This is a genomic window from Massilia solisilvae (assembly GCF_024753215.1).
Taxonomy (GTDB): domain Bacteria; phylum Pseudomonadota; class Gammaproteobacteria; order Burkholderiales; family Burkholderiaceae_D; genus Telluria; species Telluria solisilvae.
The window spans coordinates 248,766-266,510 of the sequence record NZ_JANUGV010000007.1; the positions used below are offsets into that span (position 1 = coordinate 248,766).

A 17,745-nucleotide genomic window follows, 5' to 3' on the forward strand; every position below is an offset into this window, starting at 1 on the left:
GGCGCCCGCTAATGGGCCTGCCGCCGGAACACCTTCTCCTCGTGCCACAGCGTCACGAACAGCGTCATCACCACCGGCCCGACGAACAGCCCGATCAGTCCGAGCGTCTCCACGCCGCCGAGGATGCCCAGCAACACCGCCAGGAACGGCAGCTTGGTCGCATTGCCGATCATGGTCGGGCGCACGAAATGGTCGGCCACGAACAGCACGACGGCGCCCCACGCGATGATGGCGCCGGCGCCGATGGTGTTGCCGTTGTAGAAGAGCAGCGCCGCCACGCTGCCGAACGCGAGCGGCGCGCCGAACGGGATGATCGCCAGCACGCCGGTTGCGGCCGCCCACAGCACCGCCGAGGGCACGCCTGCAAATTCGTACGCGATCCCGAGCAGGATGCCTTCGGCCAGCCCGACCAGCACCAGGCCGTTGACGGTGGCGCGAATCGCGATCGGAACACGGTTCGAATACAGCGCCCAGCGCTGGCTGCCGATCAGGTGGTTGCCGATCGCGTCCAGCTGCGACTGCAGCGCGGCGCCGTCCTTGTAGAAGAAGAACAGGCACAGGAAGGCGAACAGCACGTCGATCATGCGGTGCATGACGCCGCTGCCGAACGTGCGCAGCACCTCGCTCGCGGTATGCATGCGAGTAACCGAGCCGTCGGTGAGCAGGTGCGTCAGGCCGTGCGGCTGGCTGAGCGTGGTCTGCCACCAATTAAGGACGGCATTGCCGATCAGGGGAATGCGCACCAGCCAGTCCGGCGCGGCCAGTCCTTCGTTGTTGGCGCTGGCCACCAGCGCGGCCAGCGCGGGCGCCTGTTTGGCCCCCTGCATGATGCCCAAGGCGAGCGGGGTGATGAACACGACCGCACACATCACCGTGACCACGAGCGCGGCGCCGATCTCGCGTCCTCCCAGCGAGCGCAGCGCCCGTTTGTACAAGGGCCAGGTCGCAATCGCCAGGATGGCGGCCCACAGCAGGGGCAGCACGAAACGCTGGGTCACGAAAATGGCAAAGCCGATGATCGCGAGCGAAAAGACGGCACTGAGCACACTGCGTTGGGTTTCGGACATCCGGTTCTCCATGCGAAAGGCTGCAGGCATTATAAAGATTTCATGTCCTGGTGGCCTTTGTTAAGCCATTAGCTCAGGTTAAGCGCGACCGCACAATCGCTATTGCCGGGAAAAGCTGCACGGCTCTCATTGTTTCGTGGTGGCGGTACAATATCGGATTTCCTATATCCACCTGAGAACGCCATGGCTGTCAATTCTCCCCTGCCTGTCGCGGCAGACCTGAAACCTGTCAACGGTATTGAACTGGGCTTTGCGCAAGCCGGCATCAAGAAGCCGAACCGCAAGGATGTGCTGGTGATGAAGCTGGCCGAAGGCGCTACCGTCGCCGGTGTCTTCACCAAGAACCGCTTCTGTGCCGCCCCGGTCCTGGTGAGCAGGGAACATCTTGCAGCCGCCAAGCCGATCCGCGCACTGGTGGTCAACACCGGCAACGCCAACGCCGGCACCGGCGAGCCGGGCCTGGCCAATGCGCGCCAGACCTGCGCCGAAGTGGCCAAACTGCTCGGGCTGGACGCGCAGCAGGTGCTGCCGTTTTCGACCGGCGTGATCCTCGAGCCGCTGCCGGTGGAGAAGATCATCGCCGGCCTGCCGGCGGCCGTGGCCAACCTCAAGGCGGACAACTGGTTCAACGCTGCCGAGTCGATCATGACCACCGACACGCAGCCAAAGGCAGCATCGGCCACCGTGACCATCGGCGGCCACACGGTCACCATGACCGGCATCAGCAAGGGCGCCGGCATGATCCGCCCGAACATGGCCACCATGCTGGGCTTCCTGGCGATCGACGCCAAGGTGGCGCAGCCGGTGCTGAACGAACTGGTCAAGCACGCGGCCGACGATTCGTTCAACTGCATCACCATCGACGGCGACACCTCGACCAACGACTCGTTCATCGTCATGGCCACCGGCGCCGGATCGCTGGAAGTGAACAGCCTCGATACGCCGGAATACGCGGCGCTGCGCGATGCCGTCACCGAGATCTCGCGCAACCTGGCGCACCAGATCATTCGCGATGGCGAAGGCGCCACCAAGTTCATCACCGTGACCGTCGATGGCGGCCGCGACGTGGAGGAGTGCCGCAAGGTGGCCTACGCGATTGCCCACTCGCCGCTGATCAAGACCGCGTTCTTCGCATCCGACCCCAACCTGGGCCGCATCCTGTGCGCGATCGGCTACGCCGGCATCGATGACCTCGATACTTCCAGGCTCGACCTGTACCTGGACGACGTGCTCGTGGTGAAAGCCGGTGGCCGCAATCCGCAATACCAGGAAGAAGATGGCCAGCGCGTGATGAACAAGCCCGAGATCCTGGTCAACGTGAAGCTCGCGCGCGGCGACGCCAGCGCAACCGTCTGGACCTGCGACCTGTCGCACGACTACGTGAGCATCAACGCCGACTACCGCTCGTAATCCCATGTCCCAGCTCGAACAGTTCCTGCAGCGCGCCGAGGCCCTGCTCACGCGCGTGGAGGCGATGCTGCCGCCGCCGGTGCCGCGCGAGCCCGACTGGAAGCGCAGCGTTGCCTTCCGCTGGCGCAAGCGCGCGAGCGGCGGCGGCAAGTACCTGCAGCCGGTGCTGCATGCCTCCACCATCCGGCTCGAGGACCTGCAGCACGTGCAAGCGCAGAAGCAGGCGATCGAGCAGAACACACGCCAGTTCGTGCGCAAGAAGCCGGCCAACAACGTTCTGCTGACCGGCGCGCGCGGCACCGGCAAGTCCTCGCTCATCAAGGCCTGCCTGAACCAGTTCGCCGATGACGGCCTGCGCCTGATCGAAGTGGACAAGGCCGATCTGGCCGACCTGCCGGACATCGTGGACCTGTTGGCTGGCCGGCCGGAGCGCTTCGTGATCTTCTGCGACGACTTGTCGTTCGAAGAAGGCGAGGCCGGCTACAAGGCGCTCAAGGTGGCGCTCGATGGCAGCATCGCCGCCCAGTCGGACAACGTGCTGATCTACGCGACCTCGAACCGGCGCCACCTGATGCCGGAGAAGATGTCGGACAACGCCGGCTACACGCACGGCGACGATGGCGACCTGCACCCCGGCGAAACGGTGGAAGAGAAGATCTCGCTGTCCGAGCGCTTTGGGCTGTGGGTCTCGTTCTACTCGTTCAAGCAGGACGATTACCTCGACATCGTGGCGCACTGGCTGGCCAGCTTCGGCTGCAGCACGCCGCAGATCGAGGCCGCACGCGCCGACGCGCTGCGCTGGGCCCTGCAGCGCGGCTCGCGCTCGGGCCGTGTGGCCTGGCAGTTCGCCAAGGACTACGCCGGCAAACTGGCGGACGGGCAGGCCGATGACTGAAGCGAAGCGGCCGGTCGATGTCGCGGTCGGCATCCTGTTGCGTCCCAACGGCGACGTGCTGCTCGGCCAGCGGCCGGACGGCAAGCCGTACGCCGGCTACTGGGAATTCCCGGGCGGGAAAGTGGAGCCGGGCGAGGATATCCTGGCCGCGCTCAAGCGCGAATTCGTCGAGGAGCTCGGGATCGAGGTTCTTTCGGCCGAAGAGTGGTGCGGGGTCGAATACGTGTATCCGCATGCGCATGTGCGCCTGCATTTTTTCATCAGCCGCGAATGGCGCGGCGAACCGCAAAGCCTGGAAGGCCAGGCCTTTGCGTGGCAAGGGCAGGTGGCGGTGACCCCGCTGCTGCCCGCAACCATCCCCTTGCTTGAATGGCTCGATCAGCTGCGCTATGCAAGGTCAGGCAGTTAACCAATCTGTTGAAGGACCGCTGTGAAAATCATCGTTTTGGGTAGTGGCGTCATCGGCACGACTTCCGCGTATTTCCTGGCGAAGGCTGGCCACGAGGTGACGGTCATCGATCGCCAGCCGGCAGCCGGCATGGAGACCAGTTATGGCAACGCCGGCGAAATTTCGCCGGGCTATGCAACGCCGTGGGCCGGCCCCGGCGTGCCGGCCAAGGCCGTGAAGTGGCTGCTGATGAAGCACAGCCCGCTGGTGGTGCGCGCGCGCTTCGATCCGGACATGTGGAGCTGGATGCTGCAGATGCTCGCCAACTGCAACCACAAGAGCTACGAGATCAACAAGCGCCGCATGGTGCGCATCGCCGAGTACAGCCGCGACGTGCTCAAGCAGCTGCGGGCGGACACGGGCATCACCTACGACGATCGTGCAATGGGCACGCTGCAGCTGTTCCGCACCCAGAAGCAGCTCGATGCCGCTGCCACCGACATCGCGGTGCTGCAGCAGTCGGGCGTACCGTACAACGTGCTCGACCCGAAGGGTTGCGAGCTGGCCGAGCCGGCGCTGGCCAAAGTGCGCGGCAGCTTCGTCGGCGGCCTGCAGCTGCCCGGCGACGAGACCGGCGACTGCTTCAAATTCACCCAGAAGCTGGCCGAGATGGCCAAGGAGCTGGGCGTGAAATTCCGCCACGAGGTCACCATCGAGAACCTGGTCACCGAAGGCGACAGGATCGTCGGCGTGAAGACCTCGAAAGGGGAGCTCAAGGCCGACCACTACGTGCTGGCGCTGGGCAGCTATTCGCCCTTCCTGCTGCGCAGGATCGGCATCAAGATCCCGGTGTACCCGGTCAAGGGCTACTCGATCACGGTGCCGATTACCGATGCCAGCGGCGCGCCGGAATCGACGGTGATGGACGAGACCTACAAGGTGGCGATCACGCGCCTGGGCGACCGCATCCGCGTGGGCGGCACCGCCGAGCTGACCGGCTTTGACCTGACCCTGCGCCAGGCCCGCCGCGAGACGCTGGAGCACTCGGTGACCTCGCTGTTCCCGCAAGGCGGCGACGTGTCCAGGGCCGAGTTCTGGTGCGGCCTGCGCCCGAATACGCCGGACGGCACGCCGATCGTCGGCCCCACGCCGTACCGCAACCTGTTCCTCAACACCGGCCACGGCACGCTGGGCTGGACCATGTCCTGCGGCTCGGCGCGCGTGACGGCCGACATCCTGTCGGGCCGCCAGCCGGACATCTCGCTCGAAGGGCTGTTCATGGACCGCTACGGCAGCATCAACAAGCCGGTGCAGGTGCCGAGCGGGATCGTGGTCGCGGCCTGACCAACCACTACCCATAAGACCGTCTTCCCGGCGAAGGCCGGGACCCATGCTGAGCCGGCTGACACACGGCTTTAGGCGCATTCGTACTGCAAACGGTCTATGGGTCCCCGCCTCCGCGGGGACGACGTGTCATATTTTTTCGACTGATCTTCGTCAGTCGTGCTCCGACACCGCCGGAATGCGCGTGACCGTCTCGCGCACCCACTTGTGCACCGGATGGCGCATGTCGCGTTCGTGCCAGAGCATGTCCACGTACACGATGGGCAGCTGGAACGGCAGCACTTTCACCTCCAGCTGGTCGGCGAAGTTCGATGCCTCGATCAGGTGATGCGGCACCACCGCGATCAGGTCGCTGCACGCGACCATGTGGAAGGCCGTGGAAAACTGGTTCACCGTCAGCGCGATGCGGCGCGACTTCCCCAGCGTGGCCAGCACGTCGTCCGCCGGCCCGGACGGGCTGCCGGAAAAGCTCACCAACAGGTGCAGCGCATCGCAGTAGCGGTCGATCGTCAGTTCCTGGTCCGCCAGCGGATGCCCCTTGCGCATGATGCACATCGGCTCGCCGCTGTACAGGCGCAGGTGGTGCAGCGTCACGTCGCGCTGCTGGCCTTCGCGCAGCTGCGCCACAATGCCGGGGAACGAGCCGACCGCGAGGTCGGCGTCGGCATTGAGCAGCATCGGGCGCGGGTCGCGTCCGGGCAGCGGGATCATGCGGATGTCGATGCCCGGCGCCTGTTTGCGGATGCGCTCCATCAGCTGCGGCAGCAGCAGGTTGGCGGTGGAGTCGGCCATCGCGATGCGCAGGCTGGCCTTGGCGGTGGAGATGTCGAAGTGCTCCGGCGCCAGCACGTTTTCAAGGCTGGCCAGCGCGGCCCGCACCGTCGGCCACAGTTCTTCGGCGCGCGGGGTCGGCTTCATGCCGCGCGCGGTGCGCACTAGGATGTCGTCGTTGGCCGCTTCGCGCAGGCGCTTGAGTGCGTTCGAAACCGCCGGCTGGGTGGTGGACAGGCGCTCGGCGGCGCGGGTGATGTTTTGCTCGGTCATGACCGCATCGAAAATGCGGAGCAGGTTCAGGTCGAACGTCTGGAAGTTCATCGATAAAGATCCCGGCCGGTGAAAGACTATCCTTGGGTTGAATAGCGCATGCGACCAGTGATGTGGTCGCTGGCAGCCCGTCTCATTATGATGACTCCGGCGACTTTTAACAAATGCGCTGGAATCATGTCGATATCCGGTTTGCGCGCCGGGCGGACGAACGAACGTAGGGTGGGCGGGTCTCCCGCCCACGCGTTCAAGGCAGGCCGCTTCAATTGGACGCGTGGGCAGGGCGAGGCTGGGCAGCGCCCAGCCGAACGCCCACCCTACGCAAAGCCGATGAACGGGAGCGCGCTTACTCGTCCGCGAGCGGATCGTCCTGCTTGTCGGTGGGATTGGCGGCGGGGATGGTGTACTTTTCCTCGGCCCAGGCGCCAAGGTCGATCTGTTTGCAGCGTTCGGAGCAGAACGGGCGGTATTTGTTCTTTTCCGTCCACTCGACCTTCTTGCCGCAGGTCGGGCAGGAGACAACGGTCATCGCAAAAACCTCAGAAGTTGCAGAGCGTGAGCTCGAACGGCACGTCTTCTTCCAGCGACTTGGGCTTCAGGTCGCCGCCCTGGGTGGTAAAGCGCACCCACAGCATGTACTTGTTCGCCGAAATTTCGGGAATCGCGCCCAGCGTTTCGTCCAGCGACAGCCGCAGCATCTGGTACACCTTGCCTTGCAGCATTTGCTGGTAGCTGCCGGCCACCGCGATCATCTTGACCGGACGGCCCGAGTCGCGCAGCAGGCGCAGCACCAGGCCGAGCGCGTCGAACAGCGGGGTCAGCGGCGCGAACCAGTTCATGATGTCCTGGAAGCGCTGCTCGGCCGGGCGCTTTTGCCAGGCGTAGTAAGAGGGTAGGTCAAATTCGCAGGCGCCGCCGGGGATGATCGTGCGGCCCCGGATGCTCATCAGCCATTCGTTGTCGCGCACGTTCTGGCCGGTCTTGCCCTGGGCGCTGACCAGGGCGCTGCTGACTGCATCCAGCTCGGCCAGCACGGCGTCCAGCGCCTCGGTGGCCACGTTCGGGTTGCTGCGGTAGGAAAGCAGGCTCTGCTTCTGGCGCTCCAGCTCCTGCAGCAGGTCGGATTTGAGGTCGGCTCGTCCAGCCACTTCCAGCATGTCGAAGATCGTCGACAGCGCCACGTGATGCTGCATCGCGTGCTCTTGATGCACGAAGAACTTGAACTTCTCGTACAGGTCTTCCAGCCGCAACAACGTGCGAATGCGCTCGTTGAAAGGGTATTCGTAGACGATCAAAATAACATTCCTCTGAATGTAGGCTGGCGAGCAACCCCGTGATTCTGAACCAAGCGGCGCAAAATTACAAACTCTGACGTTACATTGTTGCCATTCTGGCTGCCTGGGCCAGGTAGAACGCGTGTGCGCGCTCGATCTGGGGGGCCAGCAGCTCCATTCCATCGTCGTTGAGGATGACGTCGTCGGCCGCATCCAGCCGCTGTTGGCGGCTTGCCTGCGCCGCCATGATGGCGCGCACCTGGGCCTCCGGCAGGCGGCTGCGCGCCATCACGCGCTGCACCTGCAGCTCCTCGGGGCAGTCGATCACCAGGATGCGGCTGACGCGCCCGGCCCAGGTGCCGGACTCGATCAGCAGCGGCACGACGAACATGACGTAGGGGCCGGTGGCAATGGCGGCCGCCGCGATGGTCGCTTCGCGGATCTTCGGGTGCAGGATCGCTTCCAGGCGGGTACGCGCGCCCGGGTCTGTAAATACGAGGTTGCGCATCCGGGCGCGGTCGAGGGCGCCCTCGGCGGTGGCAAATTCCTCACCGAACTCGGCCAGCAGGGCGGGCATTGCGGCGCCGTGCGGCGCGGTGAGGGCGTGGGCGATCTGGTCGGTGTCGATGACCGAGGCGCCGCGGGCGGCAAACTGGTCGGCCACGGTGGTCTTGCCGCAGCCGATGCCGCCGGTCAGGCCGACGGTGAACAGTTTTCCTTGGCCAGGTTCCATTGAAGGGTCAGGCAGCCAGCAGGGTCTGCGTATAGCGCGCGATCGGGCCGCCGTACAGCAGGGCGATCAGGCCCGCCGCCGCCAGGTAGGGGCCGAACGGGATCGGCTTGTCGCGCCCGCGCCTGGCAAAGACGATCAGGCTGATGCCGACCAGCGCGCCCACCACCGACGACAGCAGGATGATGGTGGGCAGCGCCTTCCAGCCCAGCCAGGCGCCCAGCGCCGCGAGCAGCTTGAAGTCACCATAGCCCATTCCTTCCTTGCCCGTCGCAAGCTTGAAGAGCCAGTACACCGACCACAGCGCCAGGTAACCGGCCGCCGCGCCGATCACCGCATCGGCCAGCGGCACAAAGGTGCCATTCAGGTTCAGCAGCAGCCCGGCCCACAGCAGCGGGTAGGTCAGGTCGTCCGGCAGCAGCTGGGTGTCGTAGTCGATGAAGGTCATCGCCACCAGCAGGTAGGTAAACAGCAGGGTGGCCAGGCCCATCCAGCCGCTGCCGAAGGTCCACACCATCAGCCCCGACAGCAGCCCGGTAAGCAGCTCGATCGCCGGATAGCGCGCCGAAATCGGCGCCTTGCAGGCGCTGCACTTGCCGCGCAGGACCAGCCAGCTGATGACCGGGATGTTTTCCAGCGCCGTGATCTGGTGGCCGCAGTGCGGGCAGCGCGAGCGCGGCACCATTAAATTGAAGCGGTCGGTGTACGGCAGGTCCTTGCCCATCTCGTGCGCGACGTAGTTGTCCGACTCGCGCTGCATCATGACCGGGATGCGGTGGATCACCACGTTCAGGAAACTGCCGATCAACAGCCCCAGCACGACCGCGGCGATGGTCGGCGCGAGCGAGGCGGGCGCGGCGAAGAGTAGCGATTCCGGTGGCATACGGCTCCAGTTTGGTCGAGAAATAATTCTTGTAATCAATCTTATTGTAGGGGGTTTTGGCCGGTTTGGCGAAGCCGGGTTTAGCGGGCTCAGCCTTGTTAAGCGGGCGGCGCCAGCAGATCGAACCCGTTTGTCCGAGATCAGCCGTGACCATGCCCGGCCCCGCTACGCTGCACTCATGCCAACTGCATCGGGGCGGTCCATGACTACGTTAGCAGGGGAGGCACTGGCTCCCGACTTCGATACCGATTATTTCCGCGCCGCGCTGTCGCAGTTTGCTACCGGCATCACGGTGGTCATGACCCGCGCGCCGGACGGCAACCTGCACGGACTGACCGTCAATTCGTTCAACTCCGTCTCGCTGCAGCCGCCGCTGGTGCTGTGGAGCCTGGCCAACACGGCGCGCAGCATGGCCGCCTTCAGCACCGCATCGCACTACACCGTCAACGTGCTCGCTGCCAACCAGCTCGACCTGGCGCTGCACTTTTCGCGCAACGTGGGCAATCGCTTCGAGGCGCTCGACTACCTGTGTTCCGACAACGGCATGCCCATTTTGCCCGGGGTGGCTGCGTGGTTCGAGTGCCGCAACCGCAGCCGCTACCTGGAGGGCGACCACGTCATCTTCGTCGGCCAGGTCGAGCGCTGCCACGTCAACCCGACCAAGCCGCTCGGTTTTCACGGCGGAAAATTCATTGCCATCTGACCCTGGGACGCCATCATGCAACGAAATCGCCTCAGCTTCGTCAACCACGCCAGCTTCATCATCGAGAACGACAGCGCCCTGTTGCTGGTCGATCCATGGCTGGAAGGGCCGGCCTTCAACAACGGCTGGAGCCTGCTCGACCAGTCCACCAGCAGCGAGGCGCTCATCGCGCGCCTGAACAAGGCCGGCCTGCCGGTCTTCATCTGGTTCTCGCACGAGCACCCGGACCATTTCTCGATCCCCTTCCTCAAAAAATTCAGGGAACAGTTCCGCGGTATCGCCACCTTCCTGTTCCAGCACACGCTGGACAAGCGCGTGGTCGGCTACCTGCGCAAGAACGGCCTGGACGTGGCCGAGTGCAAAGAGGGCGTGCCGGTCGCGCTCGGGCACGACATGCGCATCACCGTGTTCCCGTACAGCGACGGCGACTCGTGGTGCCTGATCAACAGCGGCGGGCGCACCATCGTCAACCTGAACGACTGCGCACTGACCACCGACAAGCACTGCCGGGCCGTCAAGTCCAGGCTGGATGCGCTCGCGCCGCGCGTGGATTATTTGTTCACCCAGTTCGGGTATGCCAATTGGGTCGGCAATCCCGGCCAGTCCAGCCTGCACCGTGCTGCCGCGCGCGAAAAGATCAGCCGGATCGCGCTGCAGCTGGAGCACCTCAAGCCCAGGGTCACCGTGCCGTTTGCCTCATTCGTGTATTTCAGCGCAACGGACAACGCCTACCTGAACGAGCAGCAGAACACGCCGCAGGACATCGTGGCCGCGCCTGCGCTGGCGCGCTGGTCGCACACGATCCGCTTCCTGCGCCCGGGCAGCACGGTGGACCTGGACAGCGACAGCGCCGCCAGCCTCACCCGCGAGCACGAGCTGGCGCTGGCGCACTGGACCGGGCTGCTCGACCAGCGCGCACGCCTGCTGCCGGCGGCGCCCGAAGTGCCGCTGGCGGACATCAAATCCGCCTTCCTCAAGTACCGGTCGTCGATGGCCGAAAGCCTGCACGGGCTGCCGGCGGCGCTGGAATTTTCGCGGCGCATCCAGCCGCTGGTGATCCATTTGTCCGACCTGCAGCAGACGGTGCAGGTCTCGTACCGGCAGGGGTGGAAGGTGCTGCAGCGCGACGCGGCCTTCCACGTGGCGATGAGCTCGAATAACGCCGCCTTCCTGTTCAAGAACGAATACGGCTTCGACACGACCCAGGTGAACGGGCGCTTCCGCACCGCGCACGCCCAGGCGCTGGGCGTGTTCAGCCGCTTCTTCCTGCCGCAGCGAATGGCAAAGAACGGCTACGACCGGCGCCGGCCGCTGCACACCGTGCGCTATCTCGCGCGCAATGCCCTGGCGCGGGCCGGGCGTCAGTTGCAGACGGCCTTGCGACTGTCCTGAGTCAACGTTCGCCGCGCGCGGAGCACTCGCCGACGGCAAAAAGCGCGGCTCAGGCAGCCTTGCGCTGGTCTCCTGCGCTGTTTGGCGCCATGTTGCCCGCAGCGGGGTCCCGCTGCGGCATGTCAAGCACCTGCGCCTCGGCCGCCTGGTGCAGCCGGAAGCAGGCGGCCAGGCGCGCCAGTTCCTCGGCCAGGCTGCGCATCTGGGCCGAGGACGTCGCCGCCTGTTCCACCAGCGCGGCGTTCTGCTGGGTCGCGCCGTCCATCTGGATGATGGCCTGGTTGACCTGCTCGATGCCCTGGCTCTGCTCGCGGCTGGCGCTGCAGATGTCGCTCATGTAAAGTGCGACGCGCTCGACCTGGCCGACGATCTGCTCCATCGTCTGGCCGGCCTGCTCGACCGAGCTTGCGCCATCGTCCACGTGCCCGGAGGCGTCGCGGATCAGGTGCTTGATTTCCTTGGCCGCAGTTGCCGAGCGCTGTGCCAGGTTGCGCACTTCGGCGGCCACGACCGCGAAACCGCGGCCTTGTTCGCCCGCGCGCGCCGCCTCCACCGAGGCATTGAGCGCCAGGATATTGGTCTGGAACGCGATATCGTCCACCACCGAGATGATCTCTTCGATCCGGCGCGAACTTTCGCGGATCAGCTGCATCTTGTTGACCACTTCGCTCACGGCCTTGCCGCCTTTGCCGGCCATCTGCGCGGCGGTGGCGATCTCGGCTTGCGCGCGGTGCGCATTGTCCTCGTTGCCCTTGACGGTGGAAGTGAGCTGGTTCATCGACGCAGCCGTCTCTTCCAGCGCTGCCGCCTGTCCCTCGGTGCGCGCGGCCAGGTCGGCATTGCCCGACGCGATACCCGCGGTACCTTGCGCCACCACCACCGTCGCTTCCCGGATCTGCCCGATCAGCACCTTGACGTTGGTTTGCAGCACCCGCAGCGTTTCCGCCAGCTGTCCCGCCTCGTCCTTGCCATCGACGCGGATGTGGCCGGCCATGTCGCCACTGCTCATCCGTGCCACGTCCTCGCGCAGGCTGTGCAGCGGCCGCAGCACGGCGCGCACCAGCAATGCGGCGGACACGGCGCAGATGGTGATGCCCAGTACGCCGGCAACGCGCAGGCCGGTGCCGACGCCGCCCGACAGCACGCCCGGCACGAACATCGCTCCCAGCAACAAGTGGGGCGCCATGATTTTGGCGCGGACCGACCATTGCCCCAGTCGCGACAGCGGGGTGCGCCAGCTGCGCCGGATGACGGCGCCCTCGCGTATCAGGATGTCTTCGCTGCCGGCGTTGATTGCGTGGTAGATCTGCTGCGCAGCCTCGACCTGGTCACGCGCCGGCTTGCTGCGGATCGAGGTGTAACCGACCAGCTGGCCGTTTTCGTACAGCGGCGCCGCGTTCGCCTGCACCCAGTAGAAGTTCCCGTTCTTGCAGCGGTTCTTTACCAGGCCTGACCACGCCTTGCCGGATTTCAGCGTCGCCCACATGTCGGCGAAGGCCGCGGGCGGCATGTCCGGGTGGCGCACCAGGTTGTGCGGCGAGCCGAGCAATTCTTCGGCGGAAAAGCCGGAAATGTCGATGAACTCCTGATTGGCGTAGGTGATTTTTCCCTTGAGATCAGTCTTGCTGACAATTGTCTCGTGATCTTTCAGGACGTACTCAACGTCTGTCACTGGCAGGTTGCGTCGCATGGCTTCCTCCTAAACCTTGGGGTGGCACGGCATGCTGCATGGCAGCATTCGAATGGCCGCGAGGTTAGCAGCGCTGCAACTTGTGTGTACTTGATGTCCATCAAATAGGTACCAAAAGTACCCACGGGAAACAGCCCGGGAAACGCACCACTTGGGTGCGCCTGCCGGGCCGTCGACGAAGCAGGGAAAAGCGCGGGGAGGGGCTTACACCACCGAACCCAGCTTGAAGATCGGCAGGTACATCGCGACCACCAGGCCGCCGATCAGCACGCCCAGAATGACCATGATCAGCGGTTCCATCAGCGACGACAGCGACGCCACGGCCTCGTCCACCTCTTCCTCGAAGAAGTCGGCGACCTTGCCGAGCATGCCGTCCAGCGCGCCCGATTCTTCGCCGATCGCCACCATCTGCGTGACCAGGCTCGGGAACACGTCGGCGTTCTGCATCGCGACCGTCAGGCTGGTGCCGGTGGACACCTCGTTCTGGATGCGCTTGGTCGCCTCGACGTACACGAAGTTGCCGGATGCGCCGCCCACCGAGTCCAGCGCCTCGACCAGCGGCACGCCGGCCGCGAACATGGTGGCCAGCGTGCGGGTCCAGCGCGCGATGGTGGCCTTGCGTATCACGTCGCCAAACACGGGCAGGCGCAGCAGGAAGCGGTCCATCGCGTTCTGCACCTTGACCGAGCGGCGCCACGCCTGGAAGAAGAAGTACAGTGCGCCAAACAGCGACCCGAAGATCAGGTACCACCATTGGACGAAGAATTCCGAGATGCTCATCACGACCAGGGTCGGGGTCGGCAGGTCGGCGCCAAAGCTGGAGAACACCTGCTTGAACGCCGGCACAACCCAGATCATGATCACCGCCGTGACCACGAACGCGATCGCCAGGATCGAGCACGGGTACATCAGCGCCGACTTGATCTTGGACTTGAGCGCGAGCGTCTTTTCCTTGTACACGGCCAGGCGCGCCAGCAGGTCTTCCAGGATACCGGCCTGCTCGCCGGCGCCCACCAGGTTGCAGAACAGCGCGTCGAAGTAGAGCGGGTACTTGCGGAAGGCATTGTTCAGCGCGGTGCCGGTCTCGACGTCGGCGCGCAGGTCCATGATCAGCTTGGCCATCGACGGGTTGGCGTGGCCGCGGCCCACGATGTCGAACGACTGCAGCAGTGGCACGCCGGCCTTCATCATGGTCGCGAGCTGGCGCGTGAACATGGTCAGGTCCTTGTCCGTGATCTTCTTCCCGGTGCGGTAGACCTTCTTCTTGACCTTGGTGACGAGCACGCCCTGGCGGCGCAGCGTGACGTTCACGATCGATTCGCTGGCCGCGCGGATTTCCCCGCGCACGGTGCGGCCGGATTTGTCCTTGCCTTCCCAGGCAAAGACGGTTTCCTTGGTGGCGCCGGCGGCGCTGCGCGATGGTGCGGAAGTGGCCATGGGTTCCTTATTCGTTGGTGCAGCCGAGCACTTCTTCGAGGCTGGTCAGCCCCTGCTTCACTTTCATCAGCCCGGAGCGGCGCAGCGAGTTGACGCCTTCCGCCTCGGCCTGCGCGGCAATCTGCATCGAGTTGCCGTTTGCGAGAATCAGTTTTTCAATTGCCGGCGTGATCGGCATCACCTGGTAGATGCCGACCCGGCCCTTGTAGCCCGAGCCCATGCAGCGCTCGCAGCCGACCGGGCCGTACGGTTTCCAGTCGCCTTCCAGGTCGGACTCGCGAAAGCCCGCCGCCACCAGCGCCTCGCGCTCGGTCTCGAGCGGCTGCTTGCAGCTGCACAGGCGGCGCGCCAGGCGCTGCGCGGTGATCAGGATGACCGACGAGGCGATGTTGAACGGCGCCACCCCCATGTTCATCAGGCGCGTCAGCGTCGACGGGCCGTCGTTGGTGTGCAGCGTCGAGAACACCATGTGGCCGGTCTGTGCGGCCTTGATCGCGATGTCGGCCGTTTCCAGGTCGCGGATCTCGCCGACCATGATCACGTCCGGGTCCTGGCGCAGGAAGGACTTGAGCGCGGCGGCGAAGGTCAGGCCGGCCTTGTCGTTGACGTTGACCTGGTTCACGCCGGGCAGGTTGATCTCGGCCGGGTCTTCCGCGGTCGAGATGTTGATGCCCGGCTTGTTGATCACGTTCAGGCACGAGTACAGCGACACCGTCTTGCCCGAGCCGGTCGGGCCGGTCACCAGCACCATGCCGTACGGCCGCTGGATCGCGTCCAGCAGCAGCGCCTTCTGGTCCGGGTCGTAGCCGAGCGAGTCGATGCCCATCTGCGCCTGGGTCGAGTCCAGGATACGCATCACGGTCTTCTCGCCGAACAGCGTGGGCAGGGTGGAGACGCGAAAGTCGATGGTTTTGGTCGGCGAGACGATCAGGCGCAGGCGGCCGTCCTGCGGCACGCGCTTTTCCGAGATGTCGAGCTTGGACAGCACCTTGATGCGCGAGACCAGCTTGTCGCGGATCGCCAGCGGCGGCTGGGCGTGGTCGCGCAGCACGCCGTCCACGCGCATGCGGATGCGGTAGAACTTTTCGTACGGCTCGAAGTGGATGTCCGAGGCCCCCAGGTTGACCGCATCCATCAGGATCTTGTTGAGGAACTTGACGATCGGCGCGTCCTCGACCTCGGCCTGGGGCTCGGGCGCGGCCGGCTGCTGGGCTTCTTCTTCGGCAAACTCGATCTCGGCATCCTCGCCGGCCAGCTCGTTCAGCGCCTCCTCCGCGCTCTTGCTCAGGCTTGCCAGCAGCGCCAGCAGCGACTCGTGCGCCACGATCACGGGCTCGACCGTGGCCTCGCTCTGGAACTTGATCTGATCGAGCGCCTGGGTGTTGGTCGGGTCCGACAGCGCCACCGACATCTTGTTGCCGCGCTTGGCCAGCGCGATCACGCGCTGCGCCTGCATCAGCTTGGCATCGATCGCGCCGGACGGGATCGCGCCCGGGTTGAACGCGGACAGGTCGAGCTGGGGATAGCCGAAGGTCTCGGCACAGAAGCTTGCCAGCGACGCGCTGTCGATGCTCTTGCTCGCTATAAGCGCGTCGATGAACTGGACCTTTTCGGCGCTGGCGGCCTTTTGCAGCGCGTCGGCCTGCGGCATGGTCAGGCGTCCCGCCTGCACCAGCGCGCGGGCCAGGCCGGACATCGGCGTACCTGTAGTCGCGGTAGGGAGGACTGCTGCCATAAGAGCCGTTTTACAAAACCAGTGGCGGAAAAAACGCCGGGCAGGGCCAAAGCCGCCCGGACGGACTCTTGGATGATGCCTTTGGGAAAAATATTTGTAAAGCGTTGCAGCGCGGGAAGATGCGCTCCTGCCACGCAGACAAAATGGCTATGGTGCGGCGCGCAAGCGGGCGGGGCTTTGCATAAGGTCAACTGAGCTGGCAGTTCAACAACGCCGCGGCGGGCGTAGGGGGCAGCTGTGCCTACGCGGCCACACGCGCCAAGCGAACAAGCGCGTGAGCTCGAGAGCCCACCCTGCGGTTCAAGCGGCCAGTTGCTGGCGCCGTCCCGCCGGCCGCAACAGCTTGACCACCTTGATCGCCTGGTCCTGCGCCTGCACCACCTCGATCACGCAATTGCCGATCCTGAGCGCGATCGGTGCGTCGGGAATTTCCTGCAGCAATTCGAGCAGCAAGCCGTTGACCGTTTTCGGCCCGTCGGTGGGCAGATTCAGGCCGAGCCGCTTGTTGATGTCGCGCAGTGGCGTGGTCCCTTCGAGCAGGCACTCGCCCTGTGCATTCCAGGCGAAGCCGTCGCTGCCGCCCGCGCCCGGCATGGACGTGGTGAAGTCGCCGATCATCTCCTCGATGATGTCTTCCAGCGTGACCAGGCCCTGCACCTCGCCGTACTCGTCCACGATGATGCCGAGCCGCTCGCGGTTTTCCTGGAAATACTGCAACTGGGTGAAGACGCCCGTGTCCTGCGGGATGTAGTAGGGCTCGGTCAGCAGTTCGCGGATGTGTTCGACCTCGAGTTCCTCCGCCAGGTTCAGCAGGCCGACGGCGTTGCGCACGTGCAGGATGCCGACGATCTTGTTGATCTCGCCTTCATAGACCGGCAGCTTGTTGTGGTAGCAGGTGGCCAGCTCGTTCTTGATGTCCTCGATCGGCAGCGCGAGGTTGATCGCCTCGATCTGGGCGCGCGGGGTCATGATGTCCTCGACCGAAATTTTTTCCAGGTCGAACAGGTTGAGCAGGATGCTCTTGTGCTTTTGCGGGATGAAATTGCCGCCCTCCAGCACGATCGAGCGCAGCTCCTCGGGCGACAGGCGGTGCTGGTGCGCACTGGCCCCCGCGCGCACGCCCAGCGGGCGCAGAATGATCGCGACGAACAGGTTGACGAACCAGATGACCGGCTTGGCCACGCTCATCAGTGCCTTGAGGATAAAACTGGCGCCGAGCGAAATATTTTCCGGATAGGTTGCGCCGATGACCTTGGGCGAGATTTCGGCAAACACGATCAGGAGGAAGGCGACGACGGCCGTGGCAACGGTGATCACGCTTTCCTCGTGGCCGAAGAACAAAATGGCGATGGCGGTGACCAGCGCGGTGGCCATGGCGTTGATTGCGGTGTTTGCGATCAGCACCAGCGACAGCAGCTTGTCGGTGCGGTCGAGCAGCCACAGCGTCGTGATCGCGCCCCGGTTGCCGCGTTTGGCAAGGTGGCGCAGGCGGTATTTGTTGGCTGCCATCAGGGCCGTTTCCGCCATCGCGAAAAAGGCCGAGCAGAGAATCAGGAAGACGAGTGCAAGGACAAGCACCCAAAGCGGTACGGTATCCAAGGCTCACCGTAAAGGAAAAGGGAATTCTGGGGCGATGCGCAAAGCATTGCTTGCCAGCACTGGGCGGATCGAAAGCGAAGCCGCAGAGGCCGATTCTAAGTCAAGCTTAATAGGTGTGCAAGTTTGCGAATCGCCACCGTCGTCCCGGCGAACG

General features: G+C 64.9%; 16 protein-coding genes. 6 read left to right on the forward strand and 10 right to left on the reverse strand.

The genetic code is table 11. The features are described 5' to 3' along the window. Positions 1-8: 8 nt before the first annotated feature. On the reverse strand, positions 9-1,067 hold the full coding sequence (locus NX773_RS20825) for an AI-2E family transporter (RefSeq protein WP_258858184.1): 1,059 nt from the start codon (positions 1,065-1,067) through the stop codon (positions 9-11). A 183-nt stretch (positions 1,068-1,250) separates the two neighbouring features. Here NX773_RS20825 and argJ point away from each other — a divergent pair, with 183 nt between their 5' ends. The 4 genes from argJ to NX773_RS20845 are packed head-to-tail and all read left to right on the forward strand — an operon-like array spanning position 1,251 to position 5,104. After that, the gene (gene argJ / locus NX773_RS20830; RefSeq protein ID WP_258858185.1) at positions 1,251-2,477 is read left to right on the forward strand and encodes a bifunctional glutamate N-acetyltransferase/amino-acid acetyltransferase ArgJ; all 1,227 of its coding nucleotides are present in this window, start codon (positions 1,251-1,253) and stop codon (positions 2,475-2,477) included. 4 nt (positions 2,478-2,481) lie between these two features. After that, positions 2,482-3,372 carry an ATP-binding protein gene (locus NX773_RS20835; RefSeq protein ID WP_258858186.1) on the forward strand — a complete coding sequence of 297 codons (891 nt, stop codon included), beginning with the start codon at positions 2,482-2,484 and terminating at the stop codon, positions 3,370-3,372. Continuing rightward, positions 3,365-3,781, forward strand: coding sequence for an NUDIX domain-containing protein (locus NX773_RS20840; protein WP_258858187.1), 417 nt, complete (start codon positions 3,365-3,367; stop codon positions 3,779-3,781). Before NX773_RS20835 ends, NX773_RS20840 begins: the two co-directional genes overlap by 8 nt. Positions 3,782-3,802: 21 nt before the next feature. Then, the gene (locus NX773_RS20845) at positions 3,803-5,104 is read left to right on the forward strand and encodes a D-amino acid dehydrogenase (protein ID WP_258858188.1); all 1,302 of its coding nucleotides are present in this window, start codon (positions 3,803-3,805) and stop codon (positions 5,102-5,104) included. 153 nt (positions 5,105-5,257) lie between these two features. On the opposite strand, the gene NX773_RS20850 is transcribed toward NX773_RS20845, so the two are convergent. The 5 genes from NX773_RS20850 to NX773_RS20870 form a co-directional block, all read right to left on the reverse strand. Then, the gene (locus NX773_RS20850) at positions 5,258-6,199 is read right to left on the reverse strand and encodes a LysR family transcriptional regulator (RefSeq protein WP_258858189.1); all 942 of its coding nucleotides are present in this window, start codon (positions 6,197-6,199) and stop codon (positions 5,258-5,260) included. A 295-nt stretch (positions 6,200-6,494) separates the two neighbouring features. Then, positions 6,495-6,677 carry a DNA gyrase inhibitor YacG gene (yacG, locus tag NX773_RS20855; RefSeq protein ID WP_258858190.1) on the reverse strand — a complete coding sequence of 61 codons (183 nt, stop codon included), beginning with the start codon at positions 6,675-6,677 and terminating at the stop codon, positions 6,495-6,497. Positions 6,678-6,687: 10 nt separating this feature from the next. After that, positions 6,688-7,443 carry a cell division protein ZapD gene (gene zapD, locus NX773_RS20860; RefSeq protein ID WP_258858191.1) on the reverse strand — a complete coding sequence of 252 codons (756 nt, stop codon included), beginning with the start codon at positions 7,441-7,443 and terminating at the stop codon, positions 6,688-6,690. A 79-nt stretch (positions 7,444-7,522) separates the two neighbouring features. Further along, positions 7,523-8,155, reverse strand: coding sequence for a dephospho-CoA kinase (gene coaE, locus NX773_RS20865; RefSeq protein WP_258858192.1), 633 nt, complete (start codon positions 8,153-8,155; stop codon positions 7,523-7,525). Between the two features lie 7 nt (positions 8,156-8,162). Beyond that, positions 8,163-9,035, reverse strand: a complete 873-nt coding sequence (locus tag NX773_RS20870) for a prepilin peptidase (RefSeq protein WP_258858193.1) — start codon at positions 9,033-9,035, stop codon at positions 8,163-8,165. Between the two features lie 202 nt (positions 9,036-9,237). Here NX773_RS20870 and NX773_RS20875 point away from each other — a divergent pair, with 202 nt between their 5' ends. Both NX773_RS20875 and NX773_RS20880 read left to right on the forward strand, forming a co-directional pair. Beyond that, positions 9,238-9,738: a flavin reductase family protein gene (locus NX773_RS20875; protein WP_258858194.1), complete on the forward strand. Its 501-nt coding sequence runs from the start codon at positions 9,238-9,240 to the stop codon at positions 9,736-9,738. A 15-nt stretch (positions 9,739-9,753) separates the two neighbouring features. Next, positions 9,754-11,130, forward strand: coding sequence for an MBL fold metallo-hydrolase (locus NX773_RS20880; protein ID WP_258858195.1), 1,377 nt, complete (start codon positions 9,754-9,756; stop codon positions 11,128-11,130). A gap of 49 nt (positions 11,131-11,179) precedes the next feature. Here NX773_RS20880 and NX773_RS20885 read toward each other — a convergent pair whose 3' ends face one another. The 4 genes from NX773_RS20885 to NX773_RS20900 form a co-directional block, all read right to left on the reverse strand. After that, complete coding sequence (locus tag NX773_RS20885; RefSeq protein WP_258858196.1) at positions 11,180-12,820, reverse strand: methyl-accepting chemotaxis protein; 1,641 nt, start codon at positions 12,818-12,820, stop codon at positions 11,180-11,182. A gap of 204 nt (positions 12,821-13,024) precedes the next feature. After that, positions 13,025-14,257 (reverse strand): type II secretion system F family protein, encoded by a 1,233-nt coding sequence (locus NX773_RS20890; RefSeq protein WP_258858197.1) that lies wholly within the window; start codon positions 14,255-14,257, stop codon positions 13,025-13,027. A 7-nt stretch (positions 14,258-14,264) separates the two neighbouring features. Continuing rightward, positions 14,265-15,953 carry a type IV-A pilus assembly ATPase PilB gene (gene pilB, locus NX773_RS20895; RefSeq protein ID WP_258858198.1) on the reverse strand — a complete coding sequence of 563 codons (1,689 nt, stop codon included), beginning with the start codon at positions 15,951-15,953 and terminating at the stop codon, positions 14,265-14,267. Positions 15,954-16,292: 339 nt separating this feature from the next. Further along, the gene (locus NX773_RS20900) at positions 16,293-17,591 is read right to left on the reverse strand and encodes an HlyC/CorC family transporter (RefSeq protein ID WP_258858199.1); all 1,299 of its coding nucleotides are present in this window, start codon (positions 17,589-17,591) and stop codon (positions 16,293-16,295) included. Positions 17,592-17,745 lie beyond the last annotated feature (154 nt).